20 protein-coding genes are annotated in these 17,279 nt (G+C 72.1%); 17 read left to right on the top strand and 3 right to left on the bottom strand.

Features of this window, described 5'->3' with window-relative positions:
* The first annotated feature begins 2 nt into the window (after window positions 1–2).
* From ACTWOL_RS09325 to ACTWOL_RS09300, 6 genes are all read left to right on the top strand, one after another.
* Window positions 3–167 (top strand): hypothetical protein, encoded by a 165-nt coding sequence (locus ACTWOL_RS09325; protein WP_474296124.1) that lies wholly within the window; start codon window positions 3–5, stop codon window positions 165–167.
* Window positions 164–805, top strand: a complete 642-nt coding sequence (gene hisH / locus ACTWOL_RS09320) for an imidazole glycerol phosphate synthase subunit HisH (protein WP_474296123.1) — start codon at window positions 164–166, stop codon at window positions 803–805. Before ACTWOL_RS09325 ends, hisH begins: the two co-directional genes overlap by 4 nt.
* Window positions 806–807: 2 nt before the next feature.
* Window positions 808–1,536, top strand: a complete 729-nt coding sequence (gene priA, locus ACTWOL_RS09315) for a bifunctional 1-(5-phosphoribosyl)-5-((5-phosphoribosylamino)methylideneamino)imidazole-4-carboxamide isomerase/phosphoribosylanthranilate isomerase PriA (protein ID WP_474296122.1) — start codon at window positions 808–810, stop codon at window positions 1,534–1,536.
* Entirely contained in the window at window positions 1,533–1,940 is a 408-nt protein-coding gene (locus tag ACTWOL_RS09310; RefSeq protein ID WP_474296121.1) for a RidA family protein, read from the top strand. The genes priA and ACTWOL_RS09310 overlap by 4 nt, the downstream gene beginning before the upstream one ends.
* Window positions 1,937–2,707: an imidazole glycerol phosphate synthase subunit HisF gene (hisF, locus tag ACTWOL_RS09305; protein ID WP_474296120.1), complete on the top strand. Its 771-nt coding sequence runs from the start codon at window positions 1,937–1,939 to the stop codon at window positions 2,705–2,707. Before ACTWOL_RS09310 ends, hisF begins: the two co-directional genes overlap by 4 nt.
* A gap of 771 nt (window positions 2,708–3,478) precedes the next feature.
* Window positions 3,479–4,687, top strand: a complete 1,209-nt coding sequence (locus ACTWOL_RS09300) for a serine hydrolase domain-containing protein (protein ID WP_474296119.1) — start codon at window positions 3,479–3,481, stop codon at window positions 4,685–4,687.
* A 70-nt stretch (window positions 4,688–4,757) separates the two neighbouring features.
* On the opposite strand, the gene ACTWOL_RS09295 is transcribed toward ACTWOL_RS09300, so the two are convergent.
* Window positions 4,758–5,390 carry a TIGR03085 family metal-binding protein gene (locus tag ACTWOL_RS09295; RefSeq protein WP_474296118.1) on the bottom strand — a complete coding sequence of 211 codons (633 nt, stop codon included), beginning with the start codon at window positions 5,388–5,390 and terminating at the stop codon, window positions 4,758–4,760.
* A gap of 84 nt (window positions 5,391–5,474) precedes the next feature.
* On the opposite strand from ACTWOL_RS09295, the gene hisI reads away from it, so the two are divergent.
* The 11 genes from hisI to lgt all read left to right on the top strand — a co-directional run bounded on the left by hisI (window position 5,475) and on the right by lgt (window position 14,750).
* On the top strand, window positions 5,475–5,843 hold the full coding sequence (hisI, locus tag ACTWOL_RS09290; protein ID WP_474296117.1) for a phosphoribosyl-AMP cyclohydrolase: 369 nt from the start codon (window positions 5,475–5,477) through the stop codon (window positions 5,841–5,843).
* Between the two features lie 11 nt (window positions 5,844–5,854).
* Complete coding sequence (locus ACTWOL_RS09285) at window positions 5,855–7,387, top strand: anthranilate synthase component I (protein WP_474296116.1); 1,533 nt, start codon at window positions 5,855–5,857, stop codon at window positions 7,385–7,387.
* 23 nt (window positions 7,388–7,410) lie between these two features.
* Window positions 7,411–8,058, top strand: a complete 648-nt coding sequence (locus ACTWOL_RS09280; protein WP_474296115.1) for a TIGR02234 family membrane protein — start codon at window positions 7,411–7,413, stop codon at window positions 8,056–8,058.
* A 240-nt stretch (window positions 8,059–8,298) separates the two neighbouring features.
* Window positions 8,299–8,556, top strand: a complete 258-nt coding sequence (locus ACTWOL_RS09275; protein ID WP_474296114.1) for an HGxxPAAW family protein — start codon at window positions 8,299–8,301, stop codon at window positions 8,554–8,556.
* A 110-nt stretch (window positions 8,557–8,666) separates the two neighbouring features.
* Window positions 8,667–9,218 (top strand): DUF2752 domain-containing protein, encoded by a 552-nt coding sequence (locus tag ACTWOL_RS09270; protein WP_474296113.1) that lies wholly within the window; start codon window positions 8,667–8,669, stop codon window positions 9,216–9,218.
* 145 nt (window positions 9,219–9,363) lie between these two features.
* Complete coding sequence (trpC, locus tag ACTWOL_RS09265; protein ID WP_474301127.1) at window positions 9,364–10,167, top strand: indole-3-glycerol phosphate synthase TrpC; 804 nt, start codon at window positions 9,364–9,366, stop codon at window positions 10,165–10,167.
* A 10-nt stretch (window positions 10,168–10,177) separates the two neighbouring features.
* A complete protein-coding gene (gene trpM / locus ACTWOL_RS09260) occupies window positions 10,178–10,393 on the top strand; it encodes a tryptophan biosynthesis modulator TrpM (RefSeq protein ID WP_474296112.1) in 216 nt (71 codons plus the stop codon).
* 90 nt (window positions 10,394–10,483) lie between these two features.
* Window positions 10,484–11,782, top strand: a complete 1,299-nt coding sequence (gene trpB, locus ACTWOL_RS09255) for a tryptophan synthase subunit beta (protein ID WP_474296111.1) — start codon at window positions 10,484–10,486, stop codon at window positions 11,780–11,782.
* The gene (gene trpA / locus ACTWOL_RS09250) at window positions 11,779–12,603 is read left to right on the top strand and encodes a tryptophan synthase subunit alpha (RefSeq protein WP_474296110.1); all 825 of its coding nucleotides are present in this window, start codon (window positions 11,779–11,781) and stop codon (window positions 12,601–12,603) included. Before trpB ends, trpA begins: the two co-directional genes overlap by 4 nt.
* Window positions 12,604–12,775: 172 nt before the next feature.
* Window positions 12,776–13,612: a DsbA family protein gene (locus ACTWOL_RS09245; protein ID WP_474296109.1), complete on the top strand. Its 837-nt coding sequence runs from the start codon at window positions 12,776–12,778 to the stop codon at window positions 13,610–13,612.
* A gap of 154 nt (window positions 13,613–13,766) precedes the next feature.
* Window positions 13,767–14,750 carry a prolipoprotein diacylglyceryl transferase gene (gene lgt, locus ACTWOL_RS09240; protein ID WP_474296108.1) on the top strand — a complete coding sequence of 328 codons (984 nt, stop codon included), beginning with the start codon at window positions 13,767–13,769 and terminating at the stop codon, window positions 14,748–14,750.
* Window positions 14,751–15,111: 361 nt separating this feature from the next.
* Here the strand turns inward: lgt and ACTWOL_RS09235 are convergent, their stop codons facing one another.
* Complete coding sequence (locus ACTWOL_RS09235) at window positions 15,112–15,948, bottom strand: HpcH/HpaI aldolase/citrate lyase family protein (protein ID WP_474296107.1); 837 nt, start codon at window positions 15,946–15,948, stop codon at window positions 15,112–15,114.
* The gene (locus ACTWOL_RS09230) at window positions 15,945–17,168 is read right to left on the bottom strand and encodes a CaiB/BaiF CoA transferase family protein (RefSeq protein ID WP_474296106.1); all 1,224 of its coding nucleotides are present in this window, start codon (window positions 17,166–17,168) and stop codon (window positions 15,945–15,947) included. Before ACTWOL_RS09230 ends, ACTWOL_RS09235 begins: the two co-directional genes overlap by 4 nt.
* Window positions 17,169–17,279 lie beyond the last annotated feature (111 nt).

Here is a 17,279-nt window from a genome sequence, read left to right as displayed (position 1 = left end):
CCGTGACCGGACTGTCCACGCTGCTGATCGTCGTCGGCCTCTTCCTGGTCGGCGGCATCATCTCGTTCGCCAAGCAGCAGATGCCCAAGGGGCTGATCGTGCTGCTCTCCATCGGTGCCGCGCTGTGCCTGGCCGCAGGGGTCATGCGACTGGACGTGTGGTCATGACCGAACGCAGGAAAGTCGTCGTCTTCGACTACGGCTTCGGCAACGTCCGGTCCGCCGAGCGGGCCCTCGCCCGGGTCGGCGCCGATGTCGAGATCACCCGCGACTTCGACACGGCCATGAACGCCGACGGTCTGCTGGTGCCGGGCGTCGGCGCCTTCTCCGCCTGCATGGAAGGGCTCACGGCCGCCCGCGGCCACTGGATCGTCGACCGCCGGCTCTCCGGGGGCCGCCCGGTCATGGGCATCTGCGTCGGTATGCAGATCCTCTTCGAGCGTGGCATCGAGCACGGTGTGGAGACCGAAGGGCTCGACGAGTGGCCCGGCACGGTCGCACCACTCAAGGCGCCGATCGTGCCCCACATGGGCTGGAACACCGTCGAGGCTCCCGAGGACAGCCGGCTGTTCGCCGGACTCGACGCCGACGCCCGCTTCTACTTCGTGCACTCGTACGCCGTCCACGAATGGGGCCTGGAGGTCACCAACCCGGTCATCCGCGCCCCCAAGGTCACCTGGGCGACGCACGGCGAACCGTTCGTGGCGGCCGTGGAGAACGGCGCGCTGTGGGCGACCCAGTTCCACCCCGAGAAGTCCGGCGACGCCGGCGCCCAGCTGCTCACCAACTGGATCGAGACCCTCTGATCATGGCTCAGAAGCTTGAACTGCTCCCGGCCGTGGACGTCCGCGACGGCCAGGCCGTCCGCCTCGTCCACGGAGAGTCCGGTACGGAGACGTCCTACGGCTCCCCGCTGGAAGCCGCGCTCGCCTGGCAGCGTGCCGGCGCCGAGTGGCTGCACCTGGTCGACCTGGACGCCGCGTTCGGTACCGGCGACAACCGTGAGCTCGTCGCCGAGGTCGCCGGGGCGATGGACCTCAAGGTGGAGCTGTCCGGCGGCATCCGCGACGACGCCTCGCTCGCCGCGGCCCTCGCCACCGGCTGCACCCGGGTCAACCTCGGCACCGCCGCGCTGGAGACCCCCGAGTGGGTCGCCAAGGTTATCGCCGAGCACGGCGACAAGATCGCGGTCGGTCTCGACGTACGCGGCACCACGCTGCGCGGCCGCGGCTGGACCCGTGACGGCGGCGACCTCTACGAGACGCTGGCCCGCCTCGACTCCGAGGGCTGCGCCCGCTACGTCGTCACCGACATCGCCAAGGACGGCACCCTCCAGGGCCCCAACCTGGAACTGCTGCGCAACGTGTGCGCCGCCACCGACAAGCCGGTCGTCGCTTCCGGCGGCGTCTCGTCGCTCGACGACCTGCGCGCGCTGGCCGGGCTGGTCCCGCAGGGTGTGGAGGGCGCGATCGTCGGCAAGGCGCTCTACGCCAAGGCGTTCACCCTCGAAGAGGCACTCGCGGCGGTGTCACGATGAGCGACTCCGTGCGCCGCCTCCCCGGCAGCGCCCCCTGGGAGGAGGCCTTCGGCTACTCCCGCGCGGTCGAGCTGCCGAACGGTCTCGTCCTGGTCTCCGGCTGCACCTCGATGGCCGAAGGCGCCATCGTCGACGGCGGCCCCTACGACCAGACGGTCACCTCCTTCAACGTCGCACTCGACGCCCTGAAGGCGCTCGGCCTCGGGGCCCGGGACGTGGTGCGCACCCGGATGTACATCACCCACGCCCGGGACGTCGACGAAGTGGGCCGCGCCCACAAGGAGCTGTTCGACGGCATCCGCCCGGCCGCGTCGATGATCATCGTCTCCGGCTTCGTCGACCCGCGGCTGGTCGTGGAGGTCGAGGTCGAGGCGTTCCGGGGAGAGGGAGGAGAGGCGCCATGACCCTCGCCGTCCGAGTCATCCCCTGCCTGGACGTGGACAACGGCCGGGTGGTCAAGGGCGTCAACTTCCAGAACCTGCGGGACGCGGGCGACCCCGTCGAGATGGCCAAGGTGTACGACGCGGAAGGCGCCGACGAGCTGACCTTCCTCGACATCACGGCATCGTCCGGCGATCGCGAGACCACCTACGACGTGGTGCGCCGTACCGCCGAGCAGGTCTTCATCCCGCTCACGGTCGGTGGCGGTGTCCGCTCCGCCGACGACGTCGACAAGCTGCTGCGCGCCGGGGCCGACAAGGTCGGCGTCAACACGGCCGCCATCGCCCGGCCCGAGCTGATCCGCGAGATCGCCGAGCGCTTCGGCCGCCAGGTGCTGGTCCTGTCCGTGGACGCCCGGCGCACCCCCGAGGGCACCACGACGCCGTCCGGCTTCGAGGTCACCACCCACGGCGGGCGCCGCGGCACCGGAATCGACGCCGTCGAATGGGCGCACCGGGCCGCCGAGCTGGGTGCCGGCGAGATCCTGCTGAACTCGATGGACGCCGACGGCACCAAGGACGGCTACGACACCGAGATGATCGCCGCCGTCCGGAAGCACGTCACGGTCCCGGTCATCGCCTCGGGCGGCGCGGGCCGGCTGGCCGACTTCCCGCCGGCGATCGCGGCGGGCGCGGATGCGGTGCTGGCGGCGTCGGTGTTCCACTTCGGCGATCTGCGGATCGGCCAGGTCAAGGACGCGCTACGGGGGGCGGGGCACGCGGTGCGGTGACGCTGCGCTGGCGGTGCGGTGGGCTGCGCGGTGCGGTGGCTTCGCGGTGCCGGTGCGGTTGTTGGGCTTGCCCTCTGGCGTGGGCGGGGCCGGTGTGTCCGTCCTCAATCGCCGGACGGGCTTGGGGTGTGGGGCGTGCCCGGGGCGTGTGATGGGCGTTGGGTGCCGCTGCGGGCCTCGCGCCCTGGACGGCATGATTTATGTCGCGCCTGTCCCTGCCGTTGCGGCACCGCTCGGGTTGCGCGCCACAATGGGGGTCCCCCCGAACGGAGTCTGGGGGAGCTCTAGTGTCCCGGACACGATCCCTCCGCGTCCCCCTTCCCGCAGCCGGCAGGCGGCCTGGGGGTGGGGCCGTGCAGGGTCGGCCCCGTAGGGAGTGGTGGCATACAGCCCGCCTCGATGCGGACCACGGCGACGCCGCCGCTCCCGAAGGCGACGAGCCCGGAGGGGCCCCACCCCACCACCCACCACAACTCCCGCCCCCACGCACCGGCCACACCTTCAAGGCCGTCCGCCGCTTGAGGACGGACACACCGGCCACACCCACGCCAGAGGGCACACCCCAAGGCCGTCCGGCGCCTGAGGACGGACACACCGGGCGCCGCCAAGGCCCCGGCACACCCCAGGCCCGTCTGGGGGTCCCCCCGGACGAAGTCTGGGGGAACTTGAGGACGGACACACCGGCCGCCCCCACGGCAGGGGCGCATACCAAGCCCGTCCGGCGCGGAGCACACCCGCATCCCACCCGCCATTCGCGACATAATGGCAGATATGGGACGCATGCGGTCAGCCACTGCCCTCTGCGTCGCGACGCTCCTCGCCGCGAGCCTCCACGCCACCGCCACCGCCCCTTCCCCCGCCGGGAAGGGGCGTACCTGTACCAGCTCCCCGGTGCCCGCGTCAGGACAGGCCCGTGAGGTACTCGGGATCGCCGAGCGGGGGATGAAGGAGCTGGACCTCAACGCCGTCCTGCTGCGGGTCACCAAGGACGGCGAGGAGATCGCCACCGCGGGGCTCGGCCAGTCGATGACCGGTGTGCGGGCCACGCCGGGGATGCACTTCCGGGCCGGTTCCGTCGCCATCGTCTACATGGGCATCACGCTGCTGCAGCTGGTGGACGAGAAGAAGGCGCGGCTCGACGACCCCCTGTCCCGCTGGCTGCCGGACGCTCCGCACGCCGACAAGATCACCCTGCGTATGCTCGGCGACTCCTCCTCCGGACTCCATGACTACGTCACCGATCCGAAGTTCGTCGCCGCGCTGGAGGCCGCCCCGTTCCGGCAATGGACGCCCGAGCAGTTGCTGGCCTACCCGGAAGCCCATCCGCTCTGGTACGAGCCGGGCACCGACTGGAACTACTCCCACGCCAACTTCGTGCTCCTCGGCGCCGCCCTGGAGAAGATCAGCGGCATGCCGCTCGACGAGCTGCTGAGGCAGCGCATCACGGGCCCGCTGGGCCTCGCGGACACCCGTAACAGCTTCACCCCCGAGATCCAGCCGCCGGTGCTGCACGCCTACACCGAGGAGCGGGGCCCCTACGAGGAATCCACCTTCTGGAACCCCTCCTGGACCACCGCACCGGGTGCCGTCCTCACCACCCACATCTGCGACCTGGCCCGCTCGGCGGAGGCGGTCGGGACGGGCGAGCTGCTGTCGCCCGCGGCGTTCCGTACCCAGCTCGACCCCGGCACCGCCGGGCTCGGCGGCGGCACGAAGAACTGCCCCGCCACGGTGTGCCAGAAGAACACCCAGGCCAAGCACTTCGGGCTCGGGGTGCTGATGCTGAACGGCTGGATCCTGACGAACCCCTCGTTCTCCGGATACGCCGCCGTCCAGGCCTATCTCCCCGCCGAACGGCTGGCCATCGCCGTAGCGACCACCCACGGTGCGAAGGCCCCGGCCGAGAACACCGCGCAGACGCTGACGAACCGGATCGCGAAGGCCCTCGCCCCCGGTCAACCGCCCCCCGGCACCCCGTAGGTCGTGTCTTCAAGGTCCCGTCTGCCCGGCGGCGTCCGGCACTCCCCAGGACGCGGGGCCCGCGCCCGGGTCAGGCCATCCCCAGCTGGGCCCGTCCCACCCGGTCGACCGCCTCCTTGTCGCCCTCGATCTCCACGTGTGCCGCGTCCTGCCGCCCGAAGGCGTACAGGGTCAGCTCGCCCGGCTCCCCGGTGACCGTCACCACCGGGGCGCCGCGGTGCGCGACGGCCGTCTGCCCGTTCGGGCGGCGCAGCACCAGCCCGACCGGTGCCTTGCGGCCCAGCAACCGGGCCGACTTCTCCAGCCGCGACCAGAGCGCTTCGGCGAACACCGGGTCCGGCTCGCGCGGCGACCAGTCCGGCTGCGCCCGGCGTACGTCCTCGGCGTGCACGAAGAACTCGACCGTGTTCGACGCCTCGTCCACGGGCTTCAGCGCGAAGGGGGAGAGTCTCGGCGGCCCGGTACGGATCAGCTGGATGAGCTCCTCGTACGGCTTCGCGGCAAACTCGGCCTGCACCCGCTCCAGCCTGCCCTTCAGCGGGCTCAGCACGATCCCGGCAGCCTCGGGCCGGCGCTCGCGCACCACCACGTGCGCCGCGAGATCGCGGGTGTTCCATCCCTCGCACAGGGTCGGGGCGCCCGGGCCGGCCGCCTCCAACAGATCCGCGAGCAGGAGCCGTTCACGCTTGGCATGGGTCGACATGCTGGTCAGCCTACGACCGGGGCGGGGAGTCCGCCCAGTGGACGCCCGGCCGGGACGGGCCCGTGGGCGCGGCACAATGACCTCATGACAGGCACGCCCAGCACGCCCAGCGCCCTCGACCCCGCCATCGCCGCGCGCCTCAAGCGCAGTGCCGACGGTCTGGTGCCGGCCATCGCCCAGCAGTACGACACCGGCGAGGTGCTCATGCTCGGCTGGATGGACGACGAGGCCCTGCACCGCACCCTGACCACCGGGCGCGCCACCTACTGGTCGCGCAGCCGCAGGGAGTACTGGGTCAAGGGCGACACCTCCGGCCATGTCCAGCACGTCAAGTCGGTCGCGCTCGACTGCGACGCCGACACCGTCCTCGTCAAGGTCGACCAGATCGGCGCCGCCTGCCACACCGGCGACCGCACCTGCTTCGACGCCGATGTGCTGCCGCTGGGCCAGTAGGGTCGTACGCCATGGATCTCGAGACGTTCCGCAAGCTGGCGGCCGACCGCCGTGTCATCCCCGTCAGCCGCCGACTCCTCGCGGACGGCGACACCCCGGTCGGCCTCTACCGCAAGCTCGCGGCGGAGCGCCCCGGCACCTTCCTGCTGGAGTCGGCGGATGGGGGCACCTCCCACACCGTAGGTGGTGGGGGAGGGAGGTCCTGGTCGCGGTACTCCTTCATCGGCGTGCGGTCGAACGCCGCCCTCACCGTCCGCGACGGCCAGGCGCACTGGATCGGCACCCCGCCGGTCGGCGTCCCCACGGACGGCGACCCGCTGAGGGCCCTGCGTGCCACCGTCGAGGCCCTGCACACCCCCCGTGACATGGGCGACGGCATGCCGCCCTTCACCGGCGGAATGGTCGGCTACCTCGGCTACGACATCGTCCGCCGCCTGGAGAAGATCGGCGAGCACGGCCGTGACGACCTGCGGCTTCCCGAGCTGACCATGCTGCTCACCTCGGACCTCGCCGTCCTCGACCACTGGGACGGCTCCGTCCTGCTGATCGCCAACGCGATCAACCACAACGACCTCGACACGGGCGTCGACGAGGCCTACGCGGACGCCGTCGCCCGCCTCGACGCGATGGAGTCCGACCTCGCCCGTCCGGTCGACTACCGGCCGAGCGCCCTCCCGCCGTCCGAGCTCCCCCCGTACACGGCACCGCTGTGGGGCACCGGGCAGTTCCAGGAAGCCGTCGAGGACATCAAGGAGCGCATCCGCGCGGGGGAGGCCTTCCAGGTCGTGCCCTCGCAGCGGTTCGAGACCCCGTGCACGGCGAGCGCCCTCGACGTCTACCGGGTGCTGCGGGCCACCAACCCGAGCCCGTACATGTACCTGATCCGCTTCCCGCACGACGACGGCCCCTTCGACGTCGTCGGCTCCAGCCCGGAGGCGTTGGTCAAGGTCGAGGACGGGCGCGCCATGGTGCACCCCATCGCCGGGACGCGGCCGCGCGGCGCGACCCCGCAGGAGGACCACGACCTCGCCGAAGAGCTCCTCGCCGACCCGAAGGAGCGCGCCGAGCATCTGATGCTCGTCGACCTGGGGCGCAACGATCTCGGCCGGGTCTGTGAGCCGGGCTCGGTGGAAGTGGTCGACTTCATGTCCGTCGAGCGGTACTCGCACGTGATGCACATCGTGTCGACCGTCACCGGCAAGGTCGCCGAAGGCCGCACCGCCTTCGACGTCCTGACCGCCTGCTTCCCCGCGGGAACGCTCTCGGGCGCCCCGAAGCCGCGCGCGATGCAGATCATCGAGGAGCTGGAGCCCTCGCGGCGCGGACTGTACGGCGGCTGTGTCGGCTATCTCGACTTCGCAGGGGACTCCGACACCGCCATCGCCATCCGCACCGCGCTGCTGCGCGGCGGCACCGCGTATGTGCAGGCCGGGGCGGGGATCGTGGCCGACTCGGATCCGGACTCCGAAGACGCGGAATGCCGGAACAAGGCCGCCGCCGTACTGCGGGCCGTCCATACCGCGAACCGGCTGAACGGCGCCTGAACGCGTAAGGGATAGTGGGGTGCGTGAGCGCTGCATCCGTACCCCAGCCCCGCGCCGAGAGCGCACGGAAGACGCCGGAGGCGGGCAGCAGCCGGCGCAGCCTTGCCGCCGCCCTGCTGCTCGGTGCCGCCGGTGCCGCAGTGGTGCTGCTCGCCTCGGGGCAGGTGTGGGCTCGGGGCGTGGCCGACGCCGTCGGCGGAACCGTCCCGCTGCAGGCGGACGGCCGCGATGTCACCGGACTGCCCGCCGCCCTCGCCGTCGTCGGCCTGGCCGCCCTCGTCGCCGTCTTCGCCGTGCGCCGCACGGGCCGGCTGCTGGTGTCCGTCCTGCTCGCGCTCAGCGGTGCGGGCGCGGCCGTCGCGGCCTTCCTCGGTGCCTCCGGCAGCACGGGCCTCGACGATCAGGCCCGGCGGACCAGTGGCACCACCGCCGCCACGGCCGACGCCGTCATCCACACCGTCTGGCCCTACGTGACGGCCGGCGGCGGACTGCTGATCCTGGTCGCGGGACTGCTCGCGCTGCGGTACGGCGGCTCCTGGCCCGCGATGTCGGGACGCTACGAGCGTGAGGGCGCGGGCGCGCGCAGGGCCCGTCCGGCGGTCGACCCGGACCGCCCGGAGGACCTGTGGAAGGCCCTGGACCGCGGCGAGGACCCCACAGGCGACGAGTGACGGATACCCCGTCCCGTCCCCGGCGGCACCCGGCCGCCCCGGCCTCCCGGCCCGGTGACCGCCGCCGTGGAACCCGGTGCGTCGCACTCGCGATCAGTGACGACCCCCACGTCCGGACACCCACCGGCGTACGGGACAATGGGTGCGAGGAGGTCTCCCACGCCACGGCGCGGGGAGGCCGCGTCACACCCCACAGCCTCACCCCACAGCACAAACCCACATCTGATAGGTAGGGACTTCATGGCGGGCAGCAGCCACGGACACACCCCGGCCGCCTGGACCGGCGTCATCATCAGCTTCATCGGCTTCTGCGTCGCGGGAGTCTTCATGGTGGCGAACAACCCCCTCGGTTTCTGGGCCGGCTTCGGCGTGATCATCCTGGGCGCCGTCGTGGGCGGTGCGATGAAGGCGGCCGGACTCGGTTCCAAGCTCGAGCCGGTGCGGGTCCAGGCTCCCGCCGTGCAGGCCGCGCCTGCCGAGGCCACCGCGACCGTCTGACCCACCTTCGCGGGCCGGGCGCCGGCGGGCACCGTCCGAGCGCTCCGAACGAGACGCAGTCCGGCGAGCCCGGGCTGCGTCTCCCCGTATGACGGGGGGACAATCGCGATGTGGATGTTTTTTCTGCCGCCCGGGAGCCGGGCGACTCCCCCGCACCGGGGCACGCGCCGTACGAGCCGGTCCCCGGGCCCGTGACCGCGGCCGCCGGGCCGCCCCCTCCGGTGCCGGCGCCCGCGCCGGTCCATGGGCCCCCGTCCGGTCCCGTGCCGCTCGCGAGGCGGCTCGCGCCGCCGTTGGCCACCCTGGCCGGTGTCGCCGCGGCCTTCGCCTACGTCGGTGCCGTGGACCCGAACGAGCCCGGCCACTACCCGGTCTGTCCGCTGCTGCGGTTCACGGGCGTCTACTGCCCCGGCTGCGGCGGCCTGCGCAGCGCCCACGCCTTCATCCACGGCGATCTCGGCGCTGCCCTGGGCTTCAACGCCCTCGCCACCGCCGCCTACGGGATCTTCGCCGTCGTATGGACCGTCTGGCTCCTGCGCGCGGCCCGTGGTCGGCCCGTCGGGTTCGGGCTGCCGGCCGCCTGGGGATGGGCCCTCGGCGGCGTCCTGCTGGCCTTCACGGTGATCAGGAACCTCCCGTTCGGGGCGGTGCTCGCGCCATGACCCGTGGTGAGGGGCACGGTGCCCGATTCCAGGGAGTGGGATGCCCGTCAACCGGATGCGGGGCCTTCGCCCTCCTGCGGATACCATCGACATGGCCGACAGTGATCCACCATCAATCTCCCGGAAGGGGGCCGCTCGCGTGAGTGTGCTCGACGAGATCATCGACGGCGTGCGCGCCGACCTCGCAGAGCGGCAGGCGCGGGTCAGCCTCGACGAGCTCAAGGAGCGTGCCGCCAAGGCGCCCCAGGCCAAGGACGGCGTCGCCGCGCTGCGCGGCGAAGGAGTCAAGGTCATCTGCGAAGTGAAGCGCTCCAGCCCCTCCAAGGGCGCGCTCGCCGCCATCGCCGACCCGGCCGGACTCGCCGCCGACTACGAGACGGGCGGCGCCGCCGTCATCTCGGTCCTCACCGAACAGCGCCGCTTCGGCGGTTCGCTCGCGGACCTCGAGGCCGTGCGGGCCCGGGTGGACATCCCCGTGCTGCGCAAGGACTTCATCGTCACCTCCTACCAGCTGTGGGAGGCCCGTGCCTACGGCGCCGACCTCGCCCTGCTGATCGTCGCCGCACTCGACCAGGAGGCCCTGGTCTCTCTGATCGAGCGTGCCGAGTCGATCGGCCTCACCCCGCTCGTCGAAGTCCACGACGAGGAGGAGGCCGAGCGAGCGGTCGACGCCGGAGCCAAGGTCATCGGCGTCAACGCGCGCAACCTCAAGACCCTCGAGGTGGACCGTTCCACCTTCGAGCGGGTCGCTCCCGAGATCCCCTCGGGCATCGTCAAGATCGCCGAGTCCGGCATCCGCGGCCCGCACGACCTGATCGCCTACGCCAACGAAGGCGCCGACGCGGTCCTGGTCGGAGAGTCCCTGGTCACGGGCCGTGATCCCAAGGCCGCCGTGGCCGATCTGGTCGCGGCCGGGGCCCACCCGGCGCTGCGCCACGGGAGAGGCTGACCCTCCGCCCATGACCGCCGTCGTCCGCCGCACAGCCGCTTCCCGGCCGGGGCTTCACCTCCCGGCCGGTACGGCTGCGCCCGCCCGACTGCCGCACGCGCCCCTGGCGCGCGGCTGTCGCCCGCGCGGCTGCCGGGCTCCGGCGCGGCGGGTGCACGGACGGCGGGTCCGATATGTCATCGGGGACGAGCCAGGCCAGGTCAACGGCATGCGATGGCGCCGCTGAGCGAAGCGCACGAAGTGCTCACGCGCTCGGCGTTCCGCGACGTCATCACCCACACTTCTTCTCGGCTTATCGCTCACAAGGAGTTCTGGCATGCCCAGCGACTACTTCATTCCCGACCCCGAGGGCCTGGTGCCCGATGCCCGGGGCTACTTCGGCCACTTCGGCGGCAAGTTCATCCCCGAGGCCCTCGTCGCCGCCGTCGACGAGGTGGCCGTCGAGTACGACAAGGCCAAGGCCGACCCGGCGTTCGCCGCCGAGCTCGACGATCTGCTCGTGAACTACACGGGCCGTCCCAGCGCGCTCACCGAGGTGCCCCGCTTCGCCGAGCACGGGGGCGGCGCACGCGTCTTCCTCAAGCGCGAAGACCTCAACCACACCGGCTCCCACAAGATCAACAACGTGCTGGGACAGGCCCTGCTCACCAAGCGCATGGGCAAGACCCGGGTCATCGCCGAGACCGGCGCCGGCCAGCACGGCGTCGCCACCGCCACCGCCTGCGCGCTCTTCGGCCTCGACTGCACCATCTACATGGGCGAGATCGACACCCAGCGCCAAGCGCTGAACGTCGCCCGGATGCGGATGCTCGGCGCCGAGGTCATCCCGGTGAAGTCCGGCAGCCGCACCCTCAAGGACGCCATCAACGAGGCGTTCCGCGACTGGGTCGCCAACGTCGACCACACCCACTACCTCTTCGGCACGGTCGCGGGCCCGCACCCCTTCCCGGCGATGGTCCGTGACTTCCACCGGGTCATCGGGGTCGAGGCACGCCGCCAGATCCTGGAGCGCGCCGGGCGCCTCCCGGACGCGGCGGTCGCCTGCGTCGGCGGCGGCTCCAACGCCATCGGCCTCTTCCACGCGTTCATCCCCGACACCGGCGTCCGGCTGGTCGGCTGCGAGCCCGCGGGCCACGGCGTGGAGACCGGGGAGCACGCGGCCACGCTGACCGCCGGTGAGCCGGGCATCCTGCACGGCTCGCGCAGTTACGTCCTCCAGGACGACGAGGGCCAGATCACCGAGCCGTACTCCATCTCGGCAGGGCTGGACTACCCGGGCATCGGCCCCGAGCACTCGTACCTCAAGGACAGCGGACGCGGTGAGTACCGGGCCGTGACCGACGACGCCGCCATGCAGGCGCTGCGGCTGCTGTCCCGTACGGAGGGCATCATCCCGGCGATCGAGTCGGCGCACGCCCTGGCCGGGGCGCTCGACCTCGGCAGGGAGCTCGGCGAGGACGGGCTCATCGTCGTCAATCTGTCCGGCCGCGGCGACAAGGACATGGACACGGCAGCCCGCTACTTCGGGCTGTACGACACCGAAGCGGCGGCGGGCGCCGTCGTGGAGGCCGACGCGGCGGGCGAGATCGCCGAGATCGAGGGGGACGCGAAGTGAGCGGAAACATTCAGCTGCTGAGCGACACCCTGGCGCAGGCCAAGGCGGAGGGCCGGGCCGCGTTGATCGCCTACCTCCCGGCCGGTTTCCCGACCGTCGACGGCGGCATCGAGGCGATCAAGGCGGTCTTCGACGGCGGCGCGGACATCGTCGAGGTCGGTCTGCCCCACAGCGACCCCGTCCTGGACGGCCCGGTCATCCAGACCGCCGACGACATCGCCCTGCGCGGCGGAGTGAAGATCGCGGACGTCATGCGCACCGTGCGCGAAGCCCATCAGGCCACGGGCAAGCCGGTGCTCGTGATGACGTACTGGAACCCGATCGACCGCTACGGCATCGAGCGCTTCACCACCGAGCTCGCCGAGGCGGGCGGCGCGGGCTGCATCCTGCCCGACCTGCCGGTCGAGGAGTCCGGAGTGTGGCGCCAGCATGCCGAGAAGCACGGCCTCGCCACGGTCTTCGTCGTCGCGCCGAGCAGCAAGGACGAGCGGCTCGCCACCATCACCGAGGCGGGTGCGGGTTTCGTCTACGCCGCCTCGCTGATGGGGGTCACCGGCACCCGGGAGTCGGTCGGCGCCCAGGCCGAAGACCTGGTGCGGCGTACCCGCGCCACCCCGGCCGGCCGCGACGGCCTCCCCGTCTGCGTCGGCCTCGGCGTCTCCAACGCCGAGCAGGCGGCCGAGGTCGCCGGCTTCGCCGACGGCGTCATCGTCGGCTCGGCCTTCGTCAAGAGGCTGCTCGACGCGGACGACCACGCGGCGGGTATCGCGGCCGTACGCGCCCTCGCCGGCGACCTGGCACAGGGCGTACGCCGGCGCTGACCGGCGGACTTCCTTGTAGGTCCTCGCGGACCGGGGAGCCGGCCGGGCGGCCGCAGGGCCGGTCCCTCCGGCTCCCCGCCGCACCGCCGGCTTCGCACCCCGCGGCTCGCCCGTACGGGTGGACCTCCGACCGGGGAGGCGCATGGGCGCCTCCCCGGGTCGTTGCTGTGGCGTGAGCGACAACAACCCTGACGGAAGGCGGGCCGCGCGTGAGCGGCTCCTGCGGGAACGTGAGCTGGACAAGGCGCGCGAGAAGAGACGGCGGCTGCTGATCGTGGCCGCGGCCGTGGTCTGTGTGCTCGGTCTCGCCGCGGTCGTCGGCGTGATCGCCGCCAACGCCGGCAAGGACACCAAGGGCAGCACGGCCCCGAAGACCGGACCCGTCACCGCGCCCAGCGCCGCCACGGGCAAGGACCAGCTGGCGATCCCCGCGGGCAAGAGCGACGCACCGGCCACGCTCACGGTCTGGGAGGACTTCCGCTGCCCGGCGTGCGCCCAGTTCGAGACCACGATGCGGGACACCGTCCACGGGCTCGTGGACTCCGGGCAGGCCAGGGCCGAGTACCACCTCGTCACGATCATCGACGAGAACCTGGGCGGCACCGGTTCCCTGCGAGCCGCGAACGCGGCGGCGTGCGCCCAGGACGCCGGGAAGTTCGTTCCGTACCACGACGTGCTCTACGCGAACCAGCCCTCGGAGACCGACGACGCCTTCGCCGACAACGGCAAGCTCATCGAGCTCGCGAAGCAGGTCGAGGGCCTGGACACGCCCGCGTTCCGTAGCTGCGTGGAGAAGGGCACATACGACGACTGGGTGAAGAAGTCGGCCGCAAGCTTCTCCACCAGCGGTTTCCGGGCCACACCGACGGTGCTGCTGAACGGGGAGCCGATCTACCCCCAGAAGGGGACCGAGCAGATCTCCCCGGAGAACCTGAAGAAATGGGTCGCCGAGGCCAATCGGAAGAAGCAGCAGGGGACGGGCCTGCCGAGCACCCCCGGAGCCTCGTAGCGTCCCCGGCTCCCCTGCCGGAAGGGCCGGACGTCCCGCGGGTCCCGGGCAGGACGGCGGCGGCGCCGGGCACGCGCATTCGGCTGCTCGTTACCCATACGTTGCCGGGCGGGTTGCGAAGGGTCCCGTCCGGCAAGGTAGCGTCGGACGTGCCATGGACCTTGCCTACATTCCCAGCCCGTCGACCGGTGTGATCAATCTCGGACCGGTACCGCTGCGCGGCTATGCCTTCTGCATCATCATCGGCGTCTTCGTCGCCGTCTGGTACGGCAACAAGCGCTGGATCGCCCGCGGCGGCACAGCCGGCACGGTGGCCGACATCGCCGTCTGGGCGGTGCCGTTCGGCCTCGTCGGCGGCCGCCTCTACCACGTGATCACCGACTACCAGCTGTACTTCAGCGAGGGTGAGAACTGGGTCGACGCGTTCAAGATCTGGGAGGGCGGCCTCGGTATCTGGGGCGCGATCGCCCTCGGAGCGGTCGGTGCCTGGATCGGCTGCCGCAGACGGGGCATCCCGCTCCCGGCGTACGCCGACGCCATCGCGCCCGGCATCGCCTTCGCCCAGGCGATCGGCCGCTGGGGCAACTGGTTCAACCAGGAGCTGTACGGCAAGCCCACGGACCTGCCCTGGGCCCTCAAGATCAGTGAGGGCGTCAACCGCGAGGCGGGCCTGTACCACCCGACGTTCCTCTACGAGTCGCTCTGGTGCGTCGGTGTCGCCCTGCTGGTGATCTGGGCTGACCGCCGCTTCAAGCTTGGCCACGGACGGGCCTTCGCGCTGTATGTCGCCGCGTACTGCGCCGGCCGCGCCTGGATCGAGTACATGCGTGTCGACGAGGCCCACCACATCCTGGGCCTGCGGCTCAACGTCTGGACGGCGATCGTCGTCTTCGCGCTCGCGGTGGCCTACATCGTGATCTCGGCGCGACTGCGTCCGGGCCGCGAGGAGGTCGTCGAGCCCTCGAAGACGCCGGTGGCCGGCGACGCCCCCGGCGATGCCGGCGACTCCGCGCCGTCGGACGAGGCGGCCGACGAGCAGAAGCCCGGAGCCGACGAGAAGCCCGAGGCCGTGGCCGTGGCCGCCGACCTGGACAAGGACAGCGACGGCGAGGCGGCGGATCCGAAGCCGGCCCGCTGAGGCCGAACTCCTCCGCCGCCCGCCACCCCGCCGTGGACCCGAAGGCCCCCCGACCAGCAGGTCGGGGGGCCTTCCCGGTTCGACAGCCCGAACGCGGCCTGGGCCGTCTCCTTCGGGTCATTTCGCTGACCAGATGAAGATGGCGGCGAGGTGGAGTCCGGCGATGTAGATGGTGGTGGTCCAGGGAAGACAGAACCTAGGGGGTTTCTGATGGATCTCCGTGGAGGAAGGAGCGGCGTCCGGTGCGTGCTCTCGAGGTGCCGGCCGGAAGCCCTCGTACTGGATGTACTTGGGCTTTCGGCCGGTGCGGCGAGAGTGAGGGCCGGGCGTCGCGACGCCACGGAGATCCGTCAGAAGCCCCCTAGTCGCCGCGGCGGGCCAGTGAGAGCGTGCGGTGTGCCGTCGCCACCACCGCGGCGTCGACGAAACGGCCGTCCGGCAGGGCCAGCGCGCCCGCGTCCGTCTCCGCCGCCTTGACGATCTCCTCGGCCTGCTCCACCTCCTCGGGGCTGGGCAGATACGCCCGTTCGATGACCGGCAGCTGACGGGGGTGGATCGCCGCACGGCCCAGGAATCCGACGGCCCGGCCATGGGCGCAGGAGTCGGCGAGGCCGTCCAGATCGCGGATGTCCGGGTATACGGACTGCGACGGAGGCGGCAGCCCGGCCGCCCGCGCCGCGACCACGACCCGGCTGCGCGGCCAGTCGAGCCCCCTGTCGTCCCGTACGCCAAGATCGGCCCGTAGATCCGCCTCGCCGAGGGCGATCCCGCGCACCGCGTGCGTCGCGGTCGCGATGGCATAGGCGTGCTCGACCCCGGAGGCCGACTCCAGCAGGGCGTACAGGCCCGTGCCCGGGGCGAGCGACGCCGGCCCCAGGACGTCGTCGGCGTGCGTGACCTTGGGGATCCGCAGAGCGGCCAGACCGGGCAGTCCGGCCAGCGCCGCGATGTCCCGCTCCGCATGGATCCGGACGTGCACCGGCACCGGCTGGGGCGCGGCGAGCAGTTCGGCGGTCGCCGCGAGGGCGTAGGCCTTGCGGTCGGGCGGGACCGCGTCCTCGAGGTCGACGATCACGATGTCGGCCCCGCAGGACAGTGCCTTGTGGACGGTGCCGGGATGGTCCCCGGGGGCGTAGAGCCAGGTGAGCGGGGTCGTCTCGGGGGTGATGTCCACCGCGGTGTCCGGGCGGGCGGTCACAGGGCGCCGTCTCTGCGCAGGGCGGCGATCCGCTCGGGCGGGAGTCCGAGCTCGCCGAGCACCTCGTCCGTGTCCGCGCCGTGCGGCCGGCCCGCCCAGCGGATGCGTCCCGGAGTGGCGGACAGCCGGAAGAGGACGTTCTGCATACGGACGGTCCCGAGCTCCGGATCGGGCACCTCGGTGATGCTGTCCAGGGCCCGGTACTGGGGATCGGTCATCACGTCGCGGACGTCGTGGACGGGGGCGACCGCGGCCTCCGCGCTCTCGAACGCGGCCAGGACCTCGTCACGGGTGCGCCGGGCGATCCATGACCCCACCGCCTCGTCGAGCACGTCGGCGTGCTCGGCCCGGCCGCTGCCCGTGGCGAACCACGGCTCCCTCGTGAGCTCGGGCCGGCCGACCAGCCGCAGCACCCGCTCGGCGACGGACTGGGCGGAGGTGGAGACCGCGAGCCAGGCCCCGTCGGCGGTCCGGTAGGTGTTGCGCGGAGCGTTGTTGCGTGAGCGGTTGCCGGTGCGCGGCTGCACATAGCCGAGCTGGTCGAACCAGATGGGCTGCGGACCGAGAACGGTGAGGATCGGCTCGATGATGGCCATGTCGACGACCTGCCCGCGGCCGGTCGAGTCCCGCGCGGTCAGTGCGGTCATCACGGCGTACGACGTGGCCAGGGCGGCGATGGAGTCGGCGAGGCCGAACGGGGGCAGCGTCGGAGGACCGTCGGGCTCCCCGGTGATGGCGGCGAAGCCGCTCATCGCCTCGGCGAGAGTGCCGAAGCCGGGGCGGCGGCGGTACGGTCCGAACTGGCCGAAAGCGGTGACCCGGGCCAGCACGAGCCGGGGGTTGGCGGCGCTCAGCTCGTCCCAGCCGAGGCGCCATTTCTCCAGGGTGCCCGGGCGGAAGTTCTCGATGACGACATCCGCGGTGGCGGCGAGCCGCAGCAGGATCTCACGGCCACCGGACGTGGACAGATCGAGGGTGATGGCGCGCTTGTTGCGGCCGAGCAGCTTCCACCACAGGCCGACGCCCTGCTTGTCGGGGCCGTGGCCCCGCGAAGGATCGGGTTTGGCCGGGTGCTCGACCTTGATGACGTCGGCGCCGAAGTCACCGAGCATCGTCGCGGCGAGCGGTCCGGCGAAGAGGGTGGCGAGATCGAGGACGCGCAGCCCGGCGAGCGGACCGTCTTTGGCGGGGTGAGGACCGGCTGCGTCGGCGTCGTGCATGGGGACTCCAAGCTCCTCGCGAGACTCCTGCGGTGGTTGCTGCTGACGGACGGGACGGACCGCCCCGTGTTCGGTGTGCGGTCCGGTCCACGGCGCCCCCGTGTTCGGTGC

Source organism: Micromonospora sp. IBHARD003, assembly GCF_056106285.1.
The sequence above is the reverse complement of the archived record's forward strand: the minus strand, read 5'-3'. Positions and strand labels throughout refer to the sequence as shown.